General features: G+C 39.9%; 24 protein-coding genes, 2 tRNA genes and 1 other annotated feature. Of the genes, 24 read left to right on the top strand and 2 right to left on the bottom strand.

Annotation, left to right across the window (positions count from 1 at the left end):
* Positions 1–267 precede the first annotated feature (267 nt).
* The 5 genes from ACIQXN_RS00625 (at position 268) to ACIQXN_RS00605 (ending at position 6,010) form a co-directional block, all read left to right on the top strand.
* Positions 268–1,944: a peptide ABC transporter substrate-binding protein gene (locus tag ACIQXN_RS00625; protein ID WP_402960693.1), complete on the top strand. Its 1,677-nt coding sequence runs from the start codon at positions 268–270 to the stop codon at positions 1,942–1,944.
* A 110-nt stretch (positions 1,945–2,054) separates the two neighbouring features.
* On the top strand, positions 2,055–2,984 hold the full coding sequence (gene opp3b / locus ACIQXN_RS00620; RefSeq protein WP_402960691.1) for an oligopeptide ABC transporter permease: 930 nt from the start codon (positions 2,055–2,057) through the stop codon (positions 2,982–2,984).
* Positions 2,984–4,012, top strand: coding sequence for an oligopeptide ABC transporter permease (gene opp3C / locus ACIQXN_RS00615; protein WP_402960689.1), 1,029 nt, complete (start codon positions 2,984–2,986; stop codon positions 4,010–4,012). Before opp3b ends, opp3C begins: the two co-directional genes overlap by 1 nt.
* Before the next feature lie 16 nt (positions 4,013–4,028).
* On the top strand, positions 4,029–5,072 hold the full coding sequence (locus ACIQXN_RS00610) for an ABC transporter ATP-binding protein (RefSeq protein WP_402960686.1): 1,044 nt from the start codon (positions 4,029–4,031) through the stop codon (positions 5,070–5,072).
* Positions 5,072–6,010, top strand: a complete 939-nt coding sequence (locus ACIQXN_RS00605; protein WP_402960683.1) for an ABC transporter ATP-binding protein — start codon at positions 5,072–5,074, stop codon at positions 6,008–6,010. Before ACIQXN_RS00610 ends, ACIQXN_RS00605 begins: the two co-directional genes overlap by 1 nt.
* 310 nt (positions 6,011–6,320) lie before the next feature.
* On the opposite strand, the gene ACIQXN_RS00600 is transcribed toward ACIQXN_RS00605, so the two are convergent.
* Entirely contained in the window at positions 6,321–6,776 is a 456-nt protein-coding gene (locus tag ACIQXN_RS00600; protein ID WP_402960681.1) for a YslB family protein, read from the bottom strand.
* A 375-nt stretch (positions 6,777–7,151) separates the two neighbouring features.
* On the opposite strand from ACIQXN_RS00600, the gene ACIQXN_RS00595 reads away from it, so the two are divergent.
* The 14 genes from ACIQXN_RS00595 (at position 7,152) to ACIQXN_RS00530 (ending at position 17,563) form a co-directional block, all read left to right on the top strand.
* Positions 7,152–7,760, top strand: coding sequence for a succinate dehydrogenase cytochrome b558 subunit (locus ACIQXN_RS00595; RefSeq protein WP_402960679.1), 609 nt, complete (start codon positions 7,152–7,154; stop codon positions 7,758–7,760).
* Between the two features lie 72 nt (positions 7,761–7,832).
* Positions 7,833–9,584 carry a succinate dehydrogenase flavoprotein subunit gene (gene sdhA / locus ACIQXN_RS00590; protein ID WP_402960677.1) on the top strand — a complete coding sequence of 584 codons (1,752 nt, stop codon included), beginning with the start codon at positions 7,833–7,835 and terminating at the stop codon, positions 9,582–9,584.
* A 17-nt stretch (positions 9,585–9,601) separates the two neighbouring features.
* Positions 9,602–10,375 carry a succinate dehydrogenase iron-sulfur subunit gene (gene sdhB, locus ACIQXN_RS00585; RefSeq protein ID WP_402960675.1) on the top strand — a complete coding sequence of 258 codons (774 nt, stop codon included), beginning with the start codon at positions 9,602–9,604 and terminating at the stop codon, positions 10,373–10,375.
* A 225-nt stretch (positions 10,376–10,600) separates the two neighbouring features.
* Positions 10,601–11,674: a metallophosphoesterase gene (locus ACIQXN_RS00580; RefSeq protein ID WP_402960673.1), complete on the top strand. Its 1,074-nt coding sequence runs from the start codon at positions 10,601–10,603 to the stop codon at positions 11,672–11,674.
* Between the two features lie 207 nt (positions 11,675–11,881).
* On the top strand, positions 11,882–12,346 hold the full coding sequence (locus ACIQXN_RS00575; RefSeq protein ID WP_402960670.1) for an acyl-CoA thioesterase: 465 nt from the start codon (positions 11,882–11,884) through the stop codon (positions 12,344–12,346).
* A gap of 123 nt (positions 12,347–12,469) precedes the next feature.
* Positions 12,470–12,694: a helix-turn-helix domain-containing protein gene (locus ACIQXN_RS00570; RefSeq protein WP_402874572.1), complete on the top strand. Its 225-nt coding sequence runs from the start codon at positions 12,470–12,472 to the stop codon at positions 12,692–12,694.
* A 284-nt stretch (positions 12,695–12,978) separates the two neighbouring features.
* Positions 12,979–13,782: a glutamate racemase gene (gene racE, locus ACIQXN_RS00565; protein WP_402960669.1), complete on the top strand. Its 804-nt coding sequence runs from the start codon at positions 12,979–12,981 to the stop codon at positions 13,780–13,782.
* Positions 13,783–13,930: 148 nt separating this feature from the next.
* Entirely contained in the window at positions 13,931–15,001 is a 1,071-nt protein-coding gene (locus ACIQXN_RS00560; RefSeq protein WP_402960667.1) for a GerMN domain-containing protein, read from the top strand.
* A gap of 103 nt (positions 15,002–15,104) precedes the next feature.
* Complete coding sequence (locus ACIQXN_RS00555) at positions 15,105–15,239, top strand: hypothetical protein (protein ID WP_402960665.1); 135 nt, start codon at positions 15,105–15,107, stop codon at positions 15,237–15,239.
* 89 nt (positions 15,240–15,328) lie between these two features.
* Positions 15,329–15,940, top strand: a complete 612-nt coding sequence (locus ACIQXN_RS00550; RefSeq protein ID WP_402960663.1) for an XTP/dITP diphosphatase — start codon at positions 15,329–15,331, stop codon at positions 15,938–15,940.
* A gap of 2 nt (positions 15,941–15,942) precedes the next feature.
* Positions 15,943–16,452 (top strand): metallophosphoesterase family protein, encoded by a 510-nt coding sequence (locus ACIQXN_RS00545; RefSeq protein WP_402960661.1) that lies wholly within the window; start codon positions 15,943–15,945, stop codon positions 16,450–16,452.
* 173 nt (positions 16,453–16,625) lie between these two features.
* Positions 16,626–16,699, top strand: a tRNA-Arg gene (locus tag ACIQXN_RS00540).
* Between the two features lie 284 nt (positions 16,700–16,983).
* Positions 16,984–17,057, top strand: a tRNA-Arg gene (locus ACIQXN_RS00535).
* Positions 17,058–17,362: 305 nt separating this feature from the next.
* On the top strand, positions 17,363–17,563 hold the full coding sequence (locus tag ACIQXN_RS00530) for a hypothetical protein (RefSeq protein WP_402960659.1): 201 nt from the start codon (positions 17,363–17,365) through the stop codon (positions 17,561–17,563).
* 80 nt (positions 17,564–17,643) lie between these two features.
* On the opposite strand, the gene ACIQXN_RS00525 is transcribed toward ACIQXN_RS00530, so the two are convergent.
* The gene (locus tag ACIQXN_RS00525; RefSeq protein WP_402960657.1) at positions 17,644–17,907 is read right to left on the bottom strand and encodes a hypothetical protein; all 264 of its coding nucleotides are present in this window, start codon (positions 17,905–17,907) and stop codon (positions 17,644–17,646) included.
* Positions 17,908–18,214: 307 nt separating this feature from the next.
* Here ACIQXN_RS00525 and ACIQXN_RS00520 point away from each other — a divergent pair, with 307 nt between their 5' ends.
* The 5 genes from ACIQXN_RS00520 to ilvN all read left to right on the top strand — a co-directional run bounded on the left by ACIQXN_RS00520 (position 18,215) and on the right by ilvN (position 22,684).
* Positions 18,215–18,394: a hypothetical protein gene (locus ACIQXN_RS00520; RefSeq protein WP_402960655.1), complete on the top strand. Its 180-nt coding sequence runs from the start codon at positions 18,215–18,217 to the stop codon at positions 18,392–18,394.
* 271 nt (positions 18,395–18,665) lie between these two features.
* On the top strand, positions 18,666–18,941 hold the full coding sequence (locus tag ACIQXN_RS00515) for a GNAT family N-acetyltransferase (protein ID WP_402960653.1): 276 nt from the start codon (positions 18,666–18,668) through the stop codon (positions 18,939–18,941).
* 185 nt (positions 18,942–19,126) lie between these two features.
* Positions 19,127–19,828 (top strand): peptidoglycan-binding protein, encoded by a 702-nt coding sequence (locus tag ACIQXN_RS00510; RefSeq protein ID WP_402960651.1) that lies wholly within the window; start codon positions 19,127–19,129, stop codon positions 19,826–19,828.
* 262 nt (positions 19,829–20,090) lie between these two features.
* Positions 20,091–20,349, top strand: a binding site (T-box leader).
* A gap of 106 nt (positions 20,350–20,455) precedes the next feature.
* The gene (gene ilvB, locus ACIQXN_RS00505; protein WP_402960649.1) at positions 20,456–22,168 is read left to right on the top strand and encodes an acetolactate synthase large subunit; all 1,713 of its coding nucleotides are present in this window, start codon (positions 20,456–20,458) and stop codon (positions 22,166–22,168) included.
* A gap of 3 nt (positions 22,169–22,171) precedes the next feature.
* Positions 22,172–22,684: an acetolactate synthase small subunit gene (ilvN, locus tag ACIQXN_RS00500; protein ID WP_402960647.1), complete on the top strand. Its 513-nt coding sequence runs from the start codon at positions 22,172–22,174 to the stop codon at positions 22,682–22,684.
* The last annotated feature ends 11 nt before the right edge of the window (positions 22,685–22,695 follow it).

Here is a 22,695-nt window from a genome sequence, read left to right as displayed (position 1 = left end):
ATATCAAAAACATTAAATAAACAAAAATGATTTTTTGAAATAGTTTGAAAAAAAGATATTCAATAATTAAATAGTATTCTGAAAAATACAAATATTAAAATCACTCTCACTTTAACGGCTTAAAGTAATAAAAATATAGAATATTCGCCATTTTCTTTCGATATGAATTTTTTTAAAATAATTTATTATTCGAAGTTATATACAAAATCAAAAAAATCAGTATAATTAAAATATGATTTCAAAATATGGAAAGAGGGGTCAATGTAAATGAAAAATTCAAAATTCGCAATCTTTGCTGGTCTTATGCTAGTTCTTAGCGTCATTCTAGCAGCATGTGGCGTCAATTCAGATAATTCTGAGAAAAAGTCAGCTGGAACAAAATTGGCTGATAAGCAGGAAATTAGTATTATGAGTAAATCCGAAATCCCGGTCATGGATTCGGTGAAAACAACAGATACAGTAGGATTTAACTATTTAAACAATGTGAACGAAGGCTTGTATACCATTGATAAAGATGGAGAGACAGTACCAGCTCTTGTTGATGGAGAACCGGAAGTCAGTAAGGATGGAAAGACGTATACGTTCAAATTAATAGATGCAAAATGGTCGAATGGTGATCCCGTCACAGCAAACGATTTTGTTTTTGCCTTTAAACGGGCAATGGACCCGAAAGTGGCTTCTGAATATGGTCCATACATGATGAATGGAAAAATTGCAGGTGCTTCAGAAATCACAAACGCGGCAGCTAAGAAAAAGTCATATGATTTAGACAGCCTTGGTGTGCAAGCGGTTGACGACAAAACATTAGCAATCACGTTTGAAAAACCACTTGCTTATTGGAAAGAGTACTTATCCTTTGCGACATTCTTCCCGCAAAATGAAAAATTCGTTAAAGAACAAGGTGACAAGTATGCTACAAGTGCAGACACACTATTGTACAATGGTCCCTTTGTCATGACTTCTTGGAATGGTCCAACTGCTACAGAATGGGAACTAGAAAAAAACACGAATTACCGCGATGCCGATTCTGTTAAATTAGAGAAAATCACGGTCAATGTTTCAAAAGATAACAACGCACAAGTAAATGCATTTGAAGCTGGCGAAGCAGACATCACGGATTTACTGACGTCTGATCTTGTCCCACAATATGAAGGGGACGAGCAGTTGCAAACTACTTTGGCACCAACAGTCTTCTGGATGAAGATGAACGAGAAAAACAAAGCACTTGCGAATGTCAACATCCGTGAAGCACTTGCAAAAGCGTTCAATAAAGAAGACCTTGCCAAAAGCGTACTTGGTGATGGTTCAGTTGCTGCAAATTACTTCGTGCCAAAAGATTTCGTAAGCTATGATGGAAAAGACTTCCGCTCAGGATATGAAGATTTGATTACGTTTAATGCTAAAGAAGCAAAAGCGGCTTGGGAAAAAGGCTTAAAAGAATTGGGCGTTAAGGAACTAACCTTTAGTTATATGGGCGATGAAACTGATTCTGCCAAAAAAATCGCTGAATATATGAAAAATCAATTAGAGGAAAACCTTCCTGGTTTAACGATCAAAGTCGAAAGCGTTCCATTCTCGATTCGATTAGACCGCACGAAAAACTTCGATTATGATTTGGTTGTATCAGGTTGGGGACCAGATTATAAAGATGCCATCTCGTTTACGGATCTTTGGTTAACGGGTGGAACGAATAACGAAATGAATTATTCAAACCCTAAATACGATGAACTGATCAAAAAAGCTACAACAGAATTAACGGACGATCCGGCCGCATATGCGAAGGCCATGCAAGATGCTGAAAAGCTCTTCTTGACGGAAGATTTCGGAATCGCGCCAATGTATCAACGAGTAGAAAACATCCTTGTGAATCCTAAAGTCAAAGGAATCGTTAAGAGCGATTTAGGGCCACATTATTTCTACAAAGGTGTAACGGTAGTAGAATAAATAAGCATCTTTTAAAACTAGAAAAGAGAGTATATCACTAGTATATACTCTCTTTTCACTATAAAACTATTGTCGAAAAAGAGAGAATTTTATATTTTGTGAGGTGTATGATGGCCAGATATCTAACGCAACGGATCATATATATGTTAATTACTTTATTTATCATAGCAAGTTTGACGTTCTTCCTGATGAAGATGATTCCGGGTTCTCCTTTCGCAAATGCAAGTAAGTTGTCGGAAGCCCAATTCCAGATCATGGAGGACAAGTATGGGCTGAACGAGCCTGTGCCCGTTCAGTATGGAAAATACATGTTCAACTTAATCCAGGGTGATCTGGGGGTTTCTTTCCAATTCAACAATACGCCAGTCACGCAATTGCTTGGAGAAAGGATTCAGCCTTCCTTGGTATTAGGATTCCAAGCGATGTTTTTTGGAACGATTTTTGGGATTTTCTTAGGTGTGATAGGGGCCCTCAAACAAAATACATGGGCGGATTATGGGACAACATTCATTGCGGTCTTGGGTAAATCGATACCAAGCTTCGTATTCGCCGGCTTGCTGCAATATTACATCGGAGTGAAATTGGGTTGGTTACCGGTAATGTTCTGGAAGGGCTGGGAGTACAGCATTATGCCAACGATTGCATTGGCGATGTTCCCGATAGCCACATCTGCCCGTTTCATGAGGACTGAAATGATTGATGTTCTCGGTTCGGATTATATCACCCTTGCCAAGGCAAAAGGTGCGAGTAATTTTGAAGTGGCCTTTAAACATGGTTTACGAAATGCCTTGATACCGGTCATAACTGTACTCGGGCCACTAACCGTATCACTTATGACTGGTTCGCTTGTCATTGAACAAATATTTGGAATACCTGGAATTGGGGAACAATTTGTTAAATCAATAACGGTGAATGATTACTCGGTAATCATGGGTACGACATTACTCTTTTCATTCTTATTTATCGTTATCGTTTTATTGGTCGACATTCTCTACGGAATAATCGATCCACGTATTAGGTTAGCGGGAGGGAAAAAATAATGGCAAACGAAGAAATGAGAATGTCTAAAAGTCAATTTGCACCGGCCATTATGGACGCCGCCATAAGTGAAGCAATCAATAAGCCGAGTATCAGTTTCTGGCAGGATTCCTGGATGCGCATTCGTAAAAATAAAGCAGCCCTTGTAAGTATGGTATTGATTGCTTTAGTTTTTATTTTCGCTTGGGTAGCACCCCTGTTTAGTGGACATGGATTGGATGAACAAGATTTACAGCGAACGAATCTTCCATCTAAGATACCGGTGCTGGAAAATGTAAGTTGGCTTCCTTTTGATGGTACAAAGACATTAGCTAACGGTAATGTCGTGGACGTTTATGAACAGAAAAAGATTGAGGAGCATTATTGGTTTGGAACGGATGGACTTGGTCGGGATGTCCTTACCCGAGTGGCCAAAGGAATCCAAATATCTTTATATATTGCCTTTTTAGCAGCTTTACTCGATATGGTCATCGGTGTGGCGTATGGGGCCATTTCTGGTTATTTTGGCGGAAAACTCGATAATGTCATGCAACGTATTGTCGAAGTCGTCTCAGGCGTACCTAACCTCGTCGTGGTCATCTTAATGATCCTCGTTTTCGAACCAGGTATCCTGTCCATTACCATCGCTTTAGCCATTACAAGCTGGACCAGTATGTCCCGTGTCGTTCGCGCTCAGGTCATGAAGTTAAAAGAACAAGAATTTGTCTTGGCTTCCAGGACACTAGGAAGCTCAAATGTCAAAATCATTTTAAAACATTTGTTACCAAACTTAGCGAGCGTCATCATCATCAATACGATGTTTACCATTCCAAGTGCCATTTTCTTCGAAGCTTTCTTGAGTTTCATTGGACTGGGCCTTCAATCCCCACTAGCATCACTTGGGACATTAATCAACGATGGTTTCAAAACGCTTAGACTATATCCACATCTGATGTTATTCCCAGCATTTTTCATCAGCCTTATCATGGTTTGCTTTAATATGATTGCGGATGGACTTCGTGATGCTTTGGATCCAAAAATGCGAGATTAATAGGGGAGGAAATGAAATGCAAAACCTATTGGAAGTAAAAGATTTACATGTATCGTTTCATACCTTTTCTGGTGAAGTCCAGGCAATCCGTGGTGTGAACTTTGAACTGAAAAAGGGAGAAACCTTGGCGATTGTAGGTGAATCCGGCTCTGGTAAGTCGGTGACATCCAAATCGATCATGAGGTTGTTGCCACCAAATAATTCAGAAATTAAAAGTGGTGAAATTCTTTTTGAAGGAAAAGACTTGGCCAAACTGTCTAATAAAGACATGCAAAAAGTCCGCGGAAAAGACATCTCGATGATTTTCCAAGATCCGATGACATCGTTGAACCCAACAATCAAAGTGGGCAAGCAAATCATGGAGCCCATTTTAAAACATCAAAATGTCAGTAAAGCGGCTGCAAAGGAACGCGCGATCGAATTATTGAATCTTGTGGGCATTCCAAATCCAGAGCAGCGTTTCGAACAATATCCGCATCAATTTTCTGGAGGAATGAGACAACGTGTCGTCATCGCGATCGCTTTAGCATGTAACCCAAAAGTCTTGATTGCGGATGAGCCTACGACTGCTTTGGATGTGACCATACAAGCTCAAATTCTTGAATTGATGAAGGATTTACAAAAGAAAATAGAAACATCGATTATCTTCATCACGCATGATCTGGGTGTGGTTGCGAACATAGCAGATCGTGTAGCTGTGATGTATGCAGGGAAAATCGTTGAAATAGGTACGGCGGATGAGATTTTTTATAATCCGCAGCATCCATACACATGGGGACTCATCAGCTCGATGCCAAGCCTTGACGATACAGGGGAACAAGAGCTGTATACGATTCCTGGCACACCACCCAATCTGTTGAACCCACCAAAAGGTGATGCCTTTGCTCCAAGGAACGAGTATGCAATGCAGATTGATCTGGAACAACAGCCACCCGTTTTCAAAATATCCGATACGCATTATGCAGCAACTTGGCTTTTACATCCGGATGCGCCTGAGGTGACACCACCTCTAGCTGTTCAAAAACGCATGAAGCAATTCGTTCAGGGGGTAGCTAAATAATGGAACGTGAAAAATTAGTGGAAGTCAAACATTTAAAACAATACTTCAATAATGGCAAACCCAATATGGTAAAAGCAATCGATGATATTTCTTTTGATATTTATCAAGGGGAAACGCTAGGATTTGTTGGAGAATCAGGATGCGGCAAATCGACAACCGGTCGGACGATCATCCGCTTGTATGATGCAACAGATGGAGAGGTCCTTTTCAAAGGGGAAAGTGTCCATGGAAAGAAATCCAAGAAAAAACTGAAAGATATGAACAGAAAAATGCAAATGATCTTTCAAGATCCCTATGCTTCGCTAAATCCTAAAATGAAGGTTGTCGACATCATCGCAGAGGGTATCGATAACCATGGTCTAGCTAAAACAAATAAAGAGCGTTTAGAACGGGTATATCATTTGCTCGAAACAGTTGGATTAAACCGTGAGCATGCAAATCGGTATCCACATGAATTCTCGGGAGGACAGCGTCAACGTATCGGAATTGCACGGGCCCTTGCTGTGGAACCGGAATTCATTATCGCAGATGAACCGATTTCCGCTTTGGACGTGTCCATTCAGGCACAGGTCGTCAATCTTTTGAAAAAACTTCAAAAAGAAAAAAATCTAACATACTTGTTCATTGCCCACGACCTATCGATGGTCAAATACATCAGTGACAGGATCGGCGTGATGTACTTTGGTAAGTTAGTGGAGCTTGCACCAAGTGATGAGCTCTATAACAATCCGTTACATCCGTATACTCAATCCTTGTTATCTGCGATTCCGCTTCCGGATCCAGAATTGGAACGGACTAGGCAAAGGAAAGCCTATAACCCCGCCACACATGCTTATAAGGCGGATGAAGAAGTGAAAATGCGTGAAGTAAAGCCAGGACACTTCGTTTTGTGCTCAGAATGGGAATTCCACCAATTCCAAAGTAACGGTACTAAGTGATTATCGCTCACGAAAAAGGAAGTCCGATAATGTAAGTCCTAAATGAAGGGGACTTAGGTTATTTGACTTCTTTTTTTGAAGTCTACGAGCATCTATTTCAGAGAAAAAAGATTAGTTTCTTCATATTATATTGTATTTCTACCTCATCAAGTTCTTTCTTGTGTAGGATAAATTCTGTTTCGTGTCAATGATGGGAGGAGTCCAGCTCTTTGGAATGGAAGATTTTCACTTGGAATATCACAGAAAAAAAGCCCCCTTCAGAGCAAGTTGCCTTAACTTAGGCATCGTTTTGAAGGGGGGGAATGCTTGATTAAATAGAATCTTTTGGATCCCATCGGATAGTGAAGTCAACTTTTTTGGAACGACGTTTGATTTCTTCCGTAGCTTCACTGAGAAACTTTTTTTGTAGGGAAAATTGCTCGGCAAGGAAGCCAGCTTCTAATTGGAAGTGAGCGTCAGGATATAAATCTAAACGACGGCTGATCATATCTCCAGATAAGGATAGTTCCATCTCGGTTTTGGAAAGCTTTATGATTTCAAGATGGCCCCAGCCTGCATTATGGAAAAACGCAGCTAGCTCCTGTTCGCCATTCAACGGGAATTTCCTTGCTAGTTGTTTACCTGCCCAATATAGGATTTGATAAGAGTCATTCCCGAGAATATCGTTCAATAAAAATTCTCTGATCAGTTCGTAGCCGAAAGCCGGAACCTGAAATTCCTCCGTTTGAATTTCTTCTTCTATAGCTGCAGCAATATTTTTTTTCATGTATTATCGCCTCTTTCTGTAAATCTATTATAAACGTTTTCCTTTTGCGAATTATACTGTTTTTTTAAATATTTCAACGAATAAATGTAAAAAAATGTTAAATTATACTAAAATATTAATAGATTAGTTAGTTATTTCACATAATTAGTATAAAAACCAATTTAAATTCATACTAATCTTCTGAAAATATTTATTCTAAAAAAGAGAAATCTTGTATCCGTTTTCTTGACGCCCATTGAAGTCAGGAGTAAAATGGACTTGTCACATAATTGTAAGAAAGTATAGAGGGGGACTATTAAACTCTATACTTATTTTCACGCGGAGATAATAGATAGATCTTTGCATGATTTTTCACAAATTAAGGGGGGGCACTTAGTGGCAAAGAATCGTGAGTTTGGGAATCGTAGGCTTCATTCACTTCTAGGGGTAATACCAATCGGTCTATTCCTAATTTTCCATTTGTCGGTTAACTTTATGGCAACAATGGGAGAAGAGACATTCAACGGGGCAGTTCATTTAATCGAATTTACTCCATTGAAGATATTGGTAGAATGGGTAGTAATCTACCTACCATTGATTTTCCATGCAGTTTATGGAATTTATATCGCCTTTACAGCAAAAAACAATTTAGGGAAATTCGGTTACTTCCGTAACTGGATGTTCATGCTACAACGTTTATCAGGCATCATAACATTGATTTTCCTTGTTTGGCATATCTGGCAAACTAGGGTTCAAGCAGTTTTTGGGGAAACAGTAGATTTTGATATGATGGCAGAGATTTTCTCTAATCCATTTATGATTGGTTTTTATATTGTTGGTATTGTTTCGGCAATTTTCCATTTTGCCAATGGGTTATGGTCATTTGCAGTAAGTTGGGGACTAACAGTTTCACCTAAGTCGCAAAGGATTATGACTTATGTAACTTTAATCATTTTCGTTCTTCTTTCTTATATAGGAATTAGCGCAGTTTTCGCTTTCGTATAAGTAGCAGAAGAAATTAATTTATACGTACTAGAAAAAACAAAGCTATTCTAATGGAATAAGGGAGTGACACAATTGGGTAAAGGTAAAATTATTATCGTCGGTGGAGGTCTAGCTGGTTTAATGGCTACGATCAAAGCAGCAGAGTTAGGACAACATGTTGATTTATTCTCATTAGTTCCAGTAAAACGATCTCACTCTGTTTGTGCGCAAGGCGGAATCAACGGGGCAGTTAATACAAAAGGTGAAGGCGATTCTCCATGGCTTCACTTTGATGATACAGTATATGGTGGGGATTTCTTAGCAAATCAACCTCCAGTTAAAGCAATGTGCGATGCAGCACCATCCATTATCCATATGTTTGACCGTATGGGTGTTATGTTTAGCCGTACGCCGGAAGGTCTACTTGATTTCCGTCGCTTTGGTGGAACACAATTTCACCGTACAGCTTTTGCTGGTGCAACAACTGGTCAGCAATTGCTTTATGCTTTGGACGAACAAGTTCGTCGCTATGAAGTAGAGGGTCTTGTAACGAAATATGAAGGTTGGGAGTTCCTTGGAGCTGTTATTGATGATGATCAAACAGCACGTGGTATTGTAGCTCAAAACCTGACTTCAATGGAAATCCAATCATTCCCTGGCGACGCAGTCATCATGGCGAGCGGTGGCCCTGGAATCATTTTCGGTAAATCCACTAACTCTATGATCAATACAGGTTCAGCAGCATCCATCGTCTATCAACAAGGTGCACAATATGCGAACGGTGAGTTCATTCAAATTCACCCGACAGCAATTCCTGGTGATGACAAACTTCGCTTGATGAGTGAATCCGCTCGTGGTGAAGGTGGACGTATCTGGACATATAAAGACGGAAAACCATGGTACTTCCTTGAAGAGAAATACCCGGCTTATGGTAATTTAGTACCTCGTGATATTGCAACACGTGAAATTTTTGACGTGTGTGTAAATATGAAACTAGGTATTAACGGAGAGAACATGGTTTACCTTGACCTTTCACATAAAGATTCACATGAACTAGATGTTAAACTGGGTGGAATCATTGAAATCTATGAAAAATTCGTCGGTGAAGATCCTCGTAAAGTACCGATGAAAATCTTCCCTGCTGTTCATTATTCTATGGGCGGACTTTGGGTGGATTATGACCAAATGACAAACATCAAAGGTCTATTCGCTGCTGGTGAGTGTGATTACTCTCAACATGGTGGTAACCGTTTAGGTGCGAACTCACTTCTTTCTGCCATCTATGGTGGTTCCGTTGCCGGTCCGAATGCCGTTAAATACATTCAAGGACTTGATAAAACTTCAGATTCTCTTCCTTCTTCATTGTTTGAAGGATACAAAAAACAAGAACAAGAGAAATGGAATTCAATCATGTCTCTTAATGGTAATGAAAACGCATATGTCCTTCACAAAGAACTTGGTGAATGGATGACTAACAATGTTACTGTAGTTCGTTACAATGACAAGCTTAAAGAAACAGACAATAAAATCCTTGAGTTGATGGAACGTTACAAAAAAATCAACATCAACGACACGGCTAAATGGAGCAATCAAGGTGCTGCCTTTACTAGACAGCTTCAAAACATGATGCAATTGGCACGTGTAATAACAATTGGTGCTTTAAACCGTGATGAAAGTCGTGGAGCGCATTACAAACCTGACTTCCCAGAACGTAATGATGAAAAGTTCATGAAAACAACAATGGCTACATTCCAAGGTGCAGATCAAGCACCTGCATTCCATTATGAAGATATTGATGTATCACTGATTGCACCACGTAAACGTGATTACACGACTACACATTAAAGAGGGGGAGCATAAAAATGGTTGAAACAAAATCTGAGACTAAAACAGTTCGTTTTATTATTACTCGCCAAGATACACCGGATTCAGCTCCTTATGATGAGGAATTTGAATTAGCATACCGTCCAAATATGAACGTCATTTCCGCTTTAATGGAAATTCGTCGTAATCCGGTAACTGTACAAGGTAAACAAACTACTGCAATCGCTTGGGACATGAACTGTCTTGAAGAAGTTTGTGGTGCTTGTTCAATGGTCATCAATGGTAAGCCACGACAATCTTGTACGGCCCTTATTGATCAGTTAGAACAGCCTGTACGCCTTGCTCCAATGCGTACTTTCCCGGTTGTACGTGACCTTCAAGTCGACCGTAGCCGTATGTTCGACTCATTGAAAAAGGTTAAAGCTTGGATTCCAATTGATGGTACGTACAATCTTGGACCAGGACCACGTATGCCCGAAAAGAAACGTCAATGGGCATATGAATTATCTAAATGTATGACTTGTGGCGTGTGTTTGGAAGCTTGTCCGAACGTAAATGACCATTCAAACTTCATGGGACCACAACCTTTATCACAAGTTCGTTTATTCAATGCACATCCAACGGGTGCAATGAATAAGGCGGAACGTTTAAACACAATCATGTCAGATGGCGGCCTTGCTAACTGCGGGAACTCACAAAACTGTGTGCAGTCTTGCCCTAAAGGGATTCCATTGACTACATCGATTGCAGCATTAAACCGTGATACTGCCATTCAACAATTCCGTAACTTCTTCGGAAGCGACGAAGTTTAATAAATAATTGGAAGGACCCCATATCCTTAGGATATGGGGTCTTTTTGCTATTTATTTTGCGCTGGTTAACAGGAGTTGGTGATCTTTGAGTGGTTAAAATTCAAGTGGTCTTCCCCTGGCAAATAAGGCTCCTATCTGATAGCTCTGGCTTCATGAATTTAACATATTAAGCAGTATTTTTTTCGTCTTCAAGGAGATTCTACTTTTATAGGAGGGGTCAGAAATATGAAAAACGGCTCTGTTCAAAAAATCTCTTTTATTTTAATTATCTGTGGTTTGATGCTTGCGATTGCTTTCCCCCTTTTAAGTAGTACAAAAGATAAGGCTTCATTGGTGGGATTCATGAAGAATCCAAGAGTTGGTAGTATAGTGAATGCTTCAGCTAAATCTGTAAGGGAAGAGCTCGATTTGACGATTTTATACACGAATGATACCCATGCTCATTTGAAGAGTATCCCGCGCCGTTTTACAGCAATCAATAAAATAAGGGATGAAAAAGAAGATGTCCTTTTACTCGATTCGGGCGATGTTTTTACAGGCTCTCTCTTCTTTAATCAATATCTTGGCCAAGCGGATATACAGTTTATGAATAAAATCGGGTATGATGCAATGACATTGGGTAATCATGAATTCGATAAGTCATCGGTAACATTGAGGGACTTTATAAAAGCTGCCGCTTTTCCTATTGTGACTGCTAATGTCAATTTTTCTAAAGATGAAAATTTAAACGAATTGGCTCAAACAGAAATTGATACAGCTGGTAGGAAAGGCAACATTTATCCGGCAGTGGTCAAAAAAGTGAAAGGTCAGAGAGTTGGGATTATTGGTCTAACGACGGAAAGGACAACCCTCTTATCCAATCCTAATCCGGAACTCGTGTTTGAAGGTGCTTTTGAGAAAGCTGAGGAAACAATAAAAGCACTTGATGCTAAAGGGGTCAATAAAATCATCATACTTTCACACCTTGGTTACGGTTATGATAAAAAGTTAGCAAGGACGGTAAAGGGGATAGATGTTATTGTAGGTAGCCATTCTCATACTAAGCTGAAAGTACCTGACGTCTATAATCGAAAGAAGGAGCCGACACTAATAGTGCAAGCAGGCAGGTATGGAAGGTTTCTTGGGCATTTAGATGTTACGTTTGATTATACGGGAAAATTGACGAAGTGGAATGGAAAGCTCATTGATATACTGGAGAAAAATGAAGCAGGGGAATTTTTATATACAGAAGATAAGTGGGCTAAAAATCGACTTGAAGAATTAAATGTACCAATTAAGGAAATGAAAAAGAAAAAATAATAGAGAATGTGAACGAACGTTCTCAAACAAATGAACAAAAAGGAAGGAATGAATCCTTCCTTTTTGTTCATAATGCTTACTCTGGTTAATTGAAGCTCATTTGAGGGTAAGTTGATTTCGAAAAAAACAATTAAAATATCTTCCCATTGTCTGTTTTTTCTTATAAAATGAATGAATAGTCATTCATATTAAAGGAGGATTCTCACATTGAGCAGAATACCATATATCGAAAATATAAAAGAGTGGAGCAGTGAGTTTTCTTTTAAACATGACATTAAAGTCCGTTTTTCTGAAACGGATATGTTCGGACATCTTAATAATACAGTGCCCTTTACTTACTTTGAAGAGGCGAGGATCGAGTATTTTAATAGTATGGGATTCATGATGGACTGGTCGTCAGCAGAAAGTGATCTGATTCCGGTTGTAGCCGATTTACAATGTGATTATATTCAGCAAGTATTCTTTAACGATCAATTGACGATTCACGTAAAAGCGGCCAGCATCGGCAATTCTTCCGTTGATATTCATTATTTGGGAACTAAAGAAGATGGTACGGTTTGCTTCACGGGCAGGGGGACGGTCGTCCAAGTATCGAAAGCGACCGGGAAGCCAGTTCCTTTGGCCGAAGAAATGAAAAACTGGATGTCAAAAACAAGTGTCAAACAACTTTAAAAGTAAATCTCAATTAGACAAGTAAAAGAGTCACTCCCTTGGCATAGCCGACATACTATATCTTGACTAAATAGACACCCACTCCGGGTTTTATGCTGGTGAAGGCAAGGAGGGTAACATTACTTGAAGGAGAACGAATTCACTCATAAGCCACTACTCACCAAAAGAGAAAAAGAAGTATTTGAGTTACTAGTACAAGACAAAACAACAAAAGATATCGCAGGTGAATTGTTTATTAGCGAAAAAACAGTTCGGAACCACATATCGAATGCGATGCAGAAGCTTGGAGTCAAAGGACGTTCACAGGCAGTTATAGAGCTCCTTCGTATGGGAGAACTTAAGCTTTAATGTGTTGTAATTTATAATACGTAAGCCTTATATATCTATACTCTCCCGTTCATTTGCAACATAAAAGGAAGGATGAAACATCTCCATGTTTCGACTTCCTTGGATGTTGCTTATTTTTATGGGAAAAATTTCTGAATGTCATAGAACTTCTGTCTTGAAATTTAATTCACTTTCTCCCAAAATGGTAGTATGATAAGTTTCATGAAGTTAGGCAAGGAGCTTAGGCTTAGTTCCCTTCAGCTTAGTATTTCATCAAGAAATGAACGAAAAATGAGGCGAGATTGTTGAAACAACCAATAGGAATTATTGATTCTGGAGTCGGTGGCCTGACTGTGGCTAAAGAAGTCATGCGTCAATTACCGAATGAAAATATAATATACCTAGGCGATACGGCTAGATGCCCGTATGGACCGAGGTCGAAGAAGGATGTCAAAAACTTTACATGGCAGATGACCCGTTTCTTAATGAAACAGGATATCAAAATGCTGATTATAGCTTGTAATACAGCCACCGCTGCAGTGCTGGATGAAATTAGGGCGATACTACCGATTCCTGTACTTGGTGTCATTCACCCTGGGGCGAGGGCTGCTCTAAAGGTTTCCAATTCCCTACATATAGGCGTGATAGGAACAGAGGGCACGGTGAAGAGCAAAGCCTATGATGACGCACTGGCATCCATTAATTCAGGTGTAGAAGTGGATAGTTTAGCGTGTCCGAAATTCGTTCCCATTGTGGAAAGCGGGGAGTTTCAAGGGAAAATAGTCGATAGGGTCGTAGCGCAAACATTGAATCCGCTTAAGAAAATGAATATTGATACGCTGATCCTTGGTTGTACCCATTACCCTTTGTTAGGTCCGGTGATATCGAAATTTATGGGAGAAAAGGTACAAGTCATTTCCTCTGGTGAAGAGACTGCCCGTGAAGCGAGTGTCATTTTGGATTACTACCGATTAAGCAATCGAAGCAAGAGGATACCTGTTCATCGTTTTTATACAACAGGTTCTAGAGACATATTTGGAGCAATTGCATCGAGTTGGCTTGGCATACAAATCGATACGATAGAGACCATTAAAATCGACCATCTTTAAGACTTCCATATGGAGGTCTTTTTGATTTGAATAAAAAGGAATGATGTATGGAGATGGCTCAGTTACTTAAAGATGAGGGAAAATAATTGGTCTATTTTTGCTTAGGGCTCGTATAAATAGGAGTACAAACTGTCCTAGGAGTGATTTTATGTCCAATAAATCAAAAGTAACAGCAGCTGTGACAATCCTGGCTTCTTCCCTTTTCCTTTCTGGCTGCGGGTTGTTCGGAGCTGGCGAAAAAAAGGAAATCGATCCCCCTAAGGATGTTTCTTTAGTGGAGGATGAAGCTTCGTTGGAAGAACCTAATGGGGAGCAGCAGCCTGTAGCGGATGGAGAAGATGCGGCAACTGAACAAACAGTTAAGACCGAGCTTTATTTAATTGATAAAAGTGGATATGTAGTCCCGCAGACTTTGGAACTTCCTAAGTCCGAGGCAGTCGCTAAACAGGCCTTGGATTATTTAGTGGCTAACGGGCCGGTCACGGATAAACTGCCAAATGGCTTCCGTGCAGTGATTCCTGCAGATACTTCAATAAGCGTGAACATAAAAGAAGGTGTAGCAGTTGCCGATTTTTCACCAGAATTTAAAAACTATCAAAAAGAGGATGAACTGAAAATCCTGCAAGCCATCACCTGGACGCTGACCCAATTCGATTCGGTTGATAAAATCCAGTTAAGGATTAATGGGGAAGATATATCGGAAATGCCGGTAAATGGCACACCGATAGACGATAATATCTCTCGGGCTTCAGGCATCAATATCGATGCGAGTGATGTAATCGATATTTCGAACTCGAAAGCATTGACGGTCTATTACATCGGCGGGGACGAGGAATATTCATATTATGTACCTGTAACACGCAGGGTGAGTGAAAAGGAGTCGGATAACGTGAAAGCGGCCATTAAGGAATTGACGAAGGGACCAGCGGGTTCTAACTTGCAAACAAGTTTCATGAGTGATGTTGCATTACTTGATGATCCTAAGGTTGCAGATGGAAAGGTAGTCCTAAACTTCAATGAAAATATACTGGGAAGTTTCAAAGAGAAAAAGGTTTCCAAGGACGTACTTGATTCTTTGGTTCTATCCTTAACGGAGCAAAAGGGGATCGAAAGCGTGGAGGTTCAGGTTAAGGGGAGTGCAGATCTTCTAAATGAAGAAGGAAAACCATTATCGGAACCGGTAAGCCGTCCTGAAAAAGTGAACACAGGCAGTTTTTAGAGGACGGTTTTAAAATATAGAAAGAATGATTGAGGCAGGCTTATAGCTGCCTCTTCTTCTGGTTTTCTACGTATCAGTATAAAAATTATCGGCCATAGGTGTCATGATTATTGAAGCAGCTGGAATTGTGATAAACTTGCTCTATAAAGAATCCTCTAATTGCCTTGTCGTTATGAATTTCATCATGACAGGTAACGGAGAATTCGTCTGGCTTCAAGGACATGCCTACATAAAATGAGATGCACCAACTTGCTTTTGAATGAACGAAGAATGGCTTTGCACCATCAGGAGCCAGCGACGATAAAACGTAAAAGGTGAGATGAGAAAATGAAAACTGTAATCATCGCGACAAAAAATCAGGGAAAAGCAAACGAATTTAAAAACATGTTCGCTGCAAAAGGATATGAGGTCAAGACTCTTCTAGACCTACCGGACGCACCGGATATTGAGGAAACCGGAACGACGTTTGAAGAAAATGCAATTCTTAAAGCAGAAGCTATTGCCCATAATCTAGGTCATTTTGTCATCGCAGACGACTCAGGGTTAATCGTGGATGCATTAGATGGCCGTCCTGGCGTTTATTCTGCTCGTTATGCGGGCGAAGATAAGATTGATGAGGCAAACACGGAAAAGGTATTGAGGGAGCTAAAGGGAGTACCCCAAGCGGAAAGAACGGCAAGGTTTTACTGCGCATTGGCATTGGCTTCTCCCAATCAAGACACGATTACCGTTTCAGGGACGATGGAAGGATTAATCACTGAACAACCTTCAGGATCTAATGGATTTGGCTATGACCCCATCTTTTTTGTAAAAGAGCAGGGAAAAACAAATGCCGAATTGACAAAAGAAGAAAAAAATAATATTAGTCACCGTGCTAATGCATTGAAAGCATTAGATGAAAAACTGGAAGAATTCCTTAAACAGGAAGAAGGAATGTGACTATGAAAGTGCTGATAATGAGTGATAGCCACGGCCTAACTGATGAAATAAGAATGATTACTGACCGTCATAGGCAAGAAGTTACAGCGATGATTCATTGCGGGGATTCAGAACTTGAAAGCAAAGACACACTTCTTGAGGGATTTTTGGCGGTACAGGGAAATTGTGATGAGGGTGGCTTGCCTAACGATCTCATCCAGGATATTGCTGGCAAGCGCTTCTTCATAACTCATGGACATCTATACAACATTAAGATGACGTTGATGAACTTGTCTTATAAAAGTGAAGAAGCCGGCGCTGATATAATTTGCTTTGGCCATTCTCACGCAGCAGGTTCTGAAATGATTGACGGTAGGCTATTCATCAACCCGGGAAGTATTCGCCAGCCTCGGGGAAGAAAAGAAAAAACGTATGCCGTATTGAATATGGTAGAAAATCAACTCGAACTTTCCTATTACGATCTTGAAGGAAATACAGTTGAGGAACTAAATAAAGCTTATAAAATCGACTAACATATGGTATAATGAACAGGAAGCATTCCTCGCTTCCTGCTTTCTAAAAAAGTAAAAGTTTTTCACAAAAACCATTGACTTTCTTTTAATATCCTAATATAATAAGAATTGTCCTTAGGGAACAGTTAAGTAACGTTAATACATAAGTGTTACCGCAACTTATATCATAAAATGTCTCAGTAGCTCAGCTGGATAGAGCAACGCCCTTCTAAGGCGTCGGTCGGGAGTTCGAATCTCTCCTGGGACACTACCAAAACAGCAAAATCCTTTTAGAGGGTTTGGCTGTTTTTCGTTATGGATCTTACTCTTTTTCTTAGCGAAATATTAGGGAAAATGAAGGGAATAGAAGTTCCGTTTGAATGCTTGTAGTTTTCACTTATCTTCAACTGAAATATTTTTTCTCAAGCGATTAAAGCAAAAAAAGAAACCGATACATATAAATACAAAAATAGTTGACTTTCTTTTGGTATTTCACTATAATAAGAATTGTCTTATTGGAAGATTAAGATACATACATAAATTCCGTGAAATGTCTCAGTAGCTCAGCTGGATAGAGCAACGCCCTTCTAAGGCGTCGGTCGGGAGTTCGAATCTCTCCTGGGACACTATAAAAAACAGCCAAATCCTTTTTGAGGGTTTGGCTGTTTTTCTTTTCTGAGTATTAATTGCAGTCATATGTTTAAAGTCCCACTTACTCCTGATCAGGTAACTTCCATTGTGGTTCCGTAAAAGGATAAACCATTTTAAATAGTGGGTATCGAATGAAGGATATTTCTAATCCTGGAGATAACGATGTACGCCCTTAGATCCATTGCTTTTTTTCTTCTTAACTAACTTGTCTATATTTCTATTTTAGAGAAGGTGGATTATCTTTTATGTCGAACTGTATAGGAATAAGGGAGATGTTTAGATGAATAAAGATAGCTTATTCAAATTCATTCAAACTTCCACGCGAGGGAACTTCTTTTCAGTAGAGATAGCCCAAGATGGAACTAAAGTAGTTCAACTAGCCAAGGAGTTAGAGCAAGAGGGAAGAATTAAACTAAGAGAGTGTAAGTCGCAAAACCAAGGGGTTTACCTAGAAGGAATCCTCAAATTTGTTCCTAATTAATGAACCAGGTTCATTTAGGAAGAGGAAAAAAGCATCCAAAGAGTTGGATGCTTTTTTCTGCTTAAGATTCATTTTTTGACTCAATCTTTATTCAAGGTTTGTAGATTTTTATTAATGATTTCCCGGTTTTTGATTATTGCGGTGTTTATTTCTTCAAGTGGTGATCGAATTACTTCTTGTTCACTTTGAAGTGGGATCTTGCTGGACTGATGCTCCAAAATTGAATCAATGGTATCGCGTAACTGAAGCATTGATATATTGAATTTTGCTGAAATGTTATATAGTTCTTTATGTATTTCAGGGTTCTGGATAGAAGAAACAACCTTTCCGTGATCTGAGTTCATTGATATATCCTCCTCTAAAGCTTGATATGAATATACATAGCTTATTATTGAGATATGATAATTATACATGGATGGCAAGTTTTTTCACATGGGGAATTAAACTCAATTTGCCTTTCTTGTTGAGAGGAATATTATAGGAGTATATTTTTAAGGGTATATGGGTGGATTATTGCTGAGGGTGACCAAGTGAGATCTTTATGTGGTAGAGTGGAACTTCACCTATATTAAAATTTTAGCCCATTAATCTTTTGGGTATAGTAAAATGAAGGCTGAGAGCTTGATAAATAATCAATTTTAGGAGTTGCACATGAAGCGGTTTGGATGGTTTATAACGGGAATCGGGGTTTTGCTCGCGCTAGGTGCCCTTCTTTATCCCTTGGATGTTATCAATAAGACAGTTTGCATTTATTTATTGCTTGGTGGATCGGGGCTTATGTTCGTTGGTTCGATGTTTAGAGCATTTTCCCTCCTTAAGAGAAACGGGTAATGACAGGTTAGGCTGATAGATTAGGGCGACTCTATGTAGAAGTGTGTGGAGTTCCCTAAATATCAGTTCTTTGTATTTTCTATGTATTAAATTGTAACCATCTGCCCTATATAATTAGGGCATTTTTTATAGTCCGATGTGGATATTTTTTCTTATACATGTGGGGTGGGTAGAAAAGGCGTTAAGTAGACCTGTATTGAAGGCTCTATCAATCATTTGTTCCATAACCAGATTATGTTATATGATATAAGAGAAAAAGGAGGTCATCAAAATGGTAGATATCCAAAAAGGTGAAGGGTCATTTTTCGTCGAGGATTTCGGTGAGAAGTTGGCTGAAATTACGTTCTTTAAATCAGGTGATAAAGAAATTACGGTGGATCACACAGTTGTTTCCGATAAGCTGCGAGGGCAGAAGGTTGGGAATGCGCTGGTTGAAAAAGTGATTGAACTGGCACGTGAGGAAAATTTGAAGATTGTTCCTGAATGTACATTCGTTCAAAAGCAATTTGAAAAAAATGCAGATTACGAAGATGTTTTAGCTAAATAAGTTAAGGGCTGGATGCAAGGAAAAGGGTGGATTCTCATTCTTAGCCTATGCATCGAGCCCTTTTTCATTTTTTAAGCCTCCAATAAATCATGTTTAACGACACGTTTTTCTTAAATTCAGATTCTTTGGGATAATGCCTTTCCAAAAACAGGCTTGGTTGCATTAGATATAGGGGAGGCGATAGTATGACTATTAAATTGAAGACCCTATTAGACCGGGCGACTAAAAATATGGGGAGCGGTATGAACTCGGTTGTTAAAGAATCGATCCTGGAAGTGGTTAAATTAGCGTATAAGGAGAAAATTTACGTTCAGATTACATCGGGGTACCGGAGTTTTGCAGAGCAAAATAAATTATATGCTCAAGGACGGACGGACAGGTCTAAGCCGATTGTGACCAATGCTAGAGCTGGTGAATCTTTACACAACTATGGTTTGGCGCTGGATTTTGTTATAGTGAGCGATGACGGTCGTAGGACTATATGGACGGTCAATAGTAAATGGAAACGGGTGGCAGCCATTGCGAAGTCCTTGGGATTTGCTTGGGGCGGAGATTTCTCATCGTTTCGTGATTACCCACATCTTCAAATGACTGGTGGTTTATCTATAAAGGAGCTTCAAAATGGGAAGAGACCTAAGTTGGTGTCCAAAGTTAAAAAAGCTCCTAAAGGTACACCCTTTCCCGGGACCATCTATAAAGTGAAAAGTCCACTAATGCATGGTAATAACATAAAAAAGATTCAACAGAAACTTGGTATGGCTTCTAAAGAGATTGACGGGATATACGGGGTTAAAACAAAAAATGCGGTTATGGCCTTTCAGAAAAAACATGGTTTACAAGCAGATGGGGTGGTAGGCAAAAATACGTGGAATAAGTTATTTGACTAAGTTTTTTTCTTTACTGAGATTTTTATGTGACATGTTCTATTTATTAACGATTAAGGAATTTAATATTTCTTAACGATAAAATTCCATCTTGTATTTTTGATGAAAATAGGATAATAGTAGGGATGGAAGCGCATACAATAAAGTTGATAATTTAGAATTATCAAAAAATTCATTAAATAGCTGTTGACTGCAGTCCAAAATGCGAGTAAGATAATCTCAAATACAAGACATCAAACATAATTGGATTAAAAAATAGAATAATGCGAAAACATTGAAAAGGATAAGTAGTCTTTTTGCAAGGCATTCACAGAGAGCCGGATTGCTGAGAACCGGTATTGTCCCAAAAGATGAACTCACCTTGGAGTTTCAGCTTGAAAGTCATGCTAGTAGAGCTGAACGGGTGCGTACCAGTACCCGTTACCAAAACAGAGAATGGTGTAATCCATTCAAAGTGCGCGTGGAAGTTCATGCGAAAAAGGGTGGTACCGTGGAACGACCGATAAAGTCTTTTCACCCCTTTAACTTGCTAAGTGCAAGTACATTTGGGGTGAAAAGGCTTTTTTGTATGCTGAAAAATCCGAATATTTTGAATTTTATTGAGCGAGAAAGCGGAGGAGGTCTTTACGAATGACACAGAAAGCAGTAGTGGCTGATCGAGGTGGAAAGACACATTATAGTGGTGCCGAGTTTTTGATGGAAGCATTGAAAAAGGAAAATGTTGAAGTCATTTTTGGTTATCCTGGTGGTTCTGTATTGCCGATTTATGACAAGCTGTATAGTTCAGAGCTATTTCATATCTTGACAAGACATGAGCAGGGTGCGATTCACGCAGCAGAAGGATACGCCAGGATTACCGGCAAACCGGGAGTGGTTATTGTCACATCCGGTCCAGGAGCAACGAACATTGTTACCGGCTTGGCGGATGCAATGATTGATTCTCTACCACTTGTTGTTATTTCGGGTCAGGTAGCTACTAGCGTAATTGGTTCGGATGCCTTTCAGGAGGCGGATGTACTTGGAATCACGACTCCCATTACAAAACATAACTATCAAGTGAGAAAGCCGGAAGACCTCCCACGTATCATTAAAGAAGCGTTTTATATTGCTTCAAGTGGACGACCGGGTCCCGTCTTAATAGATATTCCTAAAGATATGGCAATTTTGGAAGGGAAGTCAATGGAGGAAGAGCCGGAGATGGACCTGCCGGGCTATCAACCAACGACAAAGCCGAATTACTTGCAGATTAGAAAGCTTGTTGAAGCTGTAAGTGGTGCGAAAAGACCGGTCATTCTTGCTGGCGCTGGTGTCTTGCATGCAAAAGCTTCCCATCTGTTGAAGGAATATGCCGAACAACAGGGCATACCAGTTGTTCACACCTTGCTCGGCCTTGGTGGTTTTCCAGCCGATCATCCGCAATTTATCGGAATGGGTGGCATGCATGGCTGTTTTGCAGCTAACATGGCGTTATCGAAATGTGATCTTTTAATAAATGTGGGTGCAAGATTCGATGACCGTTTGACCGGGAATTTAGCGAAATTTGCACAGCAAGCAACAGTTGCCCATATCGATATTGATCCCGCGGAAATCGGAAAAAACGTACCGACCAAAATTCCTGTTGTCGGCAGTGCAAAAGAAGCTCTAACGGAGTTAATAGTACAAAGTGGAAAAAAGCCTGATATTACGGAGTGGACTAACCAGCTGAAAGGATGGAATGCAGAATTCCCCTTACGTTATACCCAAGAAGAAGGGATTCTGAAACCCCAGCGTGTCATTCAAATGCTTCATGAAAAAACGAATGGGGAAGCAATTGTTACGACGGATGTAGGACAGCATCAAATGTGGGCGGCCCAATATTATCCCTTTAACCGACCGAATTCATGGGTCACTTCCGGTGGTCTAGGTACGATGGGATTTGGCTTACCATCCGCGATCGGTGCACAATTGGCCAATCCGAAAGCGACCGTTCTTTCGATATCAGGAGATGGTGGTTTCCAGATGTGTCTTCAAGAACTTTCGGTTATTGCTGAAATGAATTTGCCGATTAAGATCATCATCATCAATAACGGCGCGTTAGGAATGGTAAGGCAGTGGCAGGAACTCTTCCATGATAATCGCTTTTCACATAGCGTCTTCCAATCTCAGCCTAATTTCGTGAAATTGGCTGAAGCATATGGAATCCCAGGGTTTAAAGCGACCACGGAGGAAGAAGCCAGTGCTTACCTCGATGAAGCGTTTGCGACGGAGGGACCGGCATTGATCGATTTCCGTGTCAAACAAAAGGAAAATGTCTTTCCGATGGTAGCATCAGGAAAAGGCCTGGATGAAATGGAAGGAGTTTAAGCAATGAGGGGAATTCTAAGCCTTACGGTGAACAACAGGCCAGGCGTCCTTAACCGGATTACGAACCTATTTACGAAAAGGAATTATAACATTGAGAGTATGACTGTCGGAAAATCCGAACAGGAAGGTATTTCAAGGATGACCTTCGTGGTCGATGTCGATGACGAAACGGTCATTGAACAAATCACAAAGCAATTAAACAAGCAGATTGAAGTTCTTAAAGTAATTGATATTACCAATCAAGCAATTGTGGCCAGGGAACTGGCGCTCATCAAGATATTGGTGACGAGCCAGACCCGACCGGAAATCTATTCGGTAATTGAACCTTTTCGGGCATCTGTAATAGATGTAAGTAAAGATAGCCTTACGGTTCAAATCACTGGGGAATCAGACAAAATCGAAGCTTTTATCGAACTCATTAAACCTTATGGAATCAAGGAATTGGCAAGGACCGGGACAGCAGCCTTTCCACGTGGAATGCAGTTGTCATATGCAAAAAGTGCAACAATCGTATAAAAATAAAACCA

This window comes from Peribacillus sp. NPDC097295, assembly GCF_044761665.1.
Classification (GTDB): domain Bacteria; phylum Bacillota; class Bacilli; order Bacillales; family DSM-1321; genus Peribacillus.
The sequence above is the reverse complement of the archived record's forward strand: the minus strand, read 5'-3'. Positions and strand labels throughout refer to the sequence as shown.

What these genes read in the sequence shown, in the direction of transcription:
- ACIQXN_RS00625 (WP_402960693.1), top strand. Translation starts at nt 268, where the DNA reads ATGAAAAATTCAAAATTCGCAATCTTTGCTGGTCTTATGCTAGTTCTT.
- opp3b (WP_402960691.1), top strand. Translation starts at nt 2,055, where the DNA reads ATGGCCAGATATCTAACGCAACGGATCATATATATGTTAATTACTTTA.
- opp3C (WP_402960689.1), top strand. Translation starts at nt 2,984, where the DNA reads ATGGCAAACGAAGAAATGAGAATGTCTAAAAGTCAATTTGCACCGGCC.
- ACIQXN_RS00610 (WP_402960686.1), top strand. Translation starts at nt 4,029, where the DNA reads ATGCAAAACCTATTGGAAGTAAAAGATTTACATGTATCGTTTCATACC.
- ACIQXN_RS00605 (WP_402960683.1), top strand. Translation starts at nt 5,072, where the DNA reads ATGGAACGTGAAAAATTAGTGGAAGTCAAACATTTAAAACAATACTTC.
- ACIQXN_RS00600 (WP_402960681.1), bottom strand. Translation starts at nt 6,776, where the DNA reads ATGAAAAAAAATATTGCTGCAGCTATAGAAGAAGAAATTCAAACGGAG.
- sdhB (WP_402960675.1), top strand. Translation starts at nt 9,602, where the DNA reads ATGGTTGAAACAAAATCTGAGACTAAAACAGTTCGTTTTATTATTACT.
- ACIQXN_RS00580 (WP_402960673.1), top strand. Translation starts at nt 10,601, where the DNA reads ATGAAAAACGGCTCTGTTCAAAAAATCTCTTTTATTTTAATTATCTGT.
- ACIQXN_RS00560 (WP_402960667.1), top strand. Translation starts at nt 13,931, where the DNA reads ATGTCCAATAAATCAAAAGTAACAGCAGCTGTGACAATCCTGGCTTCT.
- ACIQXN_RS00555 (WP_402960665.1), top strand. Translation starts at nt 15,105, where the DNA reads ATGATTATTGAAGCAGCTGGAATTGTGATAAACTTGCTCTATAAAGAA.
- ACIQXN_RS00550 (WP_402960663.1), top strand. Translation starts at nt 15,329, where the DNA reads ATGAAAACTGTAATCATCGCGACAAAAAATCAGGGAAAAGCAAACGAA.
- ACIQXN_RS00545 (WP_402960661.1), top strand. Translation starts at nt 15,943, where the DNA reads ATGAAAGTGCTGATAATGAGTGATAGCCACGGCCTAACTGATGAAATA.
- ACIQXN_RS00530 (WP_402960659.1), top strand. Translation starts at nt 17,363, where the DNA reads ATGAATAAAGATAGCTTATTCAAATTCATTCAAACTTCCACGCGAGGG.
- ACIQXN_RS00525 (WP_402960657.1), bottom strand. Translation starts at nt 17,907, where the DNA reads ATGAACTCAGATCACGGAAAGGTTGTTTCTTCTATCCAGAACCCTGAA.
- ACIQXN_RS00520 (WP_402960655.1), top strand. Translation starts at nt 18,215, where the DNA reads ATGAAGCGGTTTGGATGGTTTATAACGGGAATCGGGGTTTTGCTCGCG.
- ACIQXN_RS00515 (WP_402960653.1), top strand. Translation starts at nt 18,666, where the DNA reads ATGGTAGATATCCAAAAAGGTGAAGGGTCATTTTTCGTCGAGGATTTC.
- ACIQXN_RS00510 (WP_402960651.1), top strand. Translation starts at nt 19,127, where the DNA reads ATGACTATTAAATTGAAGACCCTATTAGACCGGGCGACTAAAAATATG.
- ilvB (WP_402960649.1), top strand. Translation starts at nt 20,456, where the DNA reads ATGACACAGAAAGCAGTAGTGGCTGATCGAGGTGGAAAGACACATTAT.
- ilvN (WP_402960647.1), top strand. Translation starts at nt 22,172, where the DNA reads ATGAGGGGAATTCTAAGCCTTACGGTGAACAACAGGCCAGGCGTCCTT.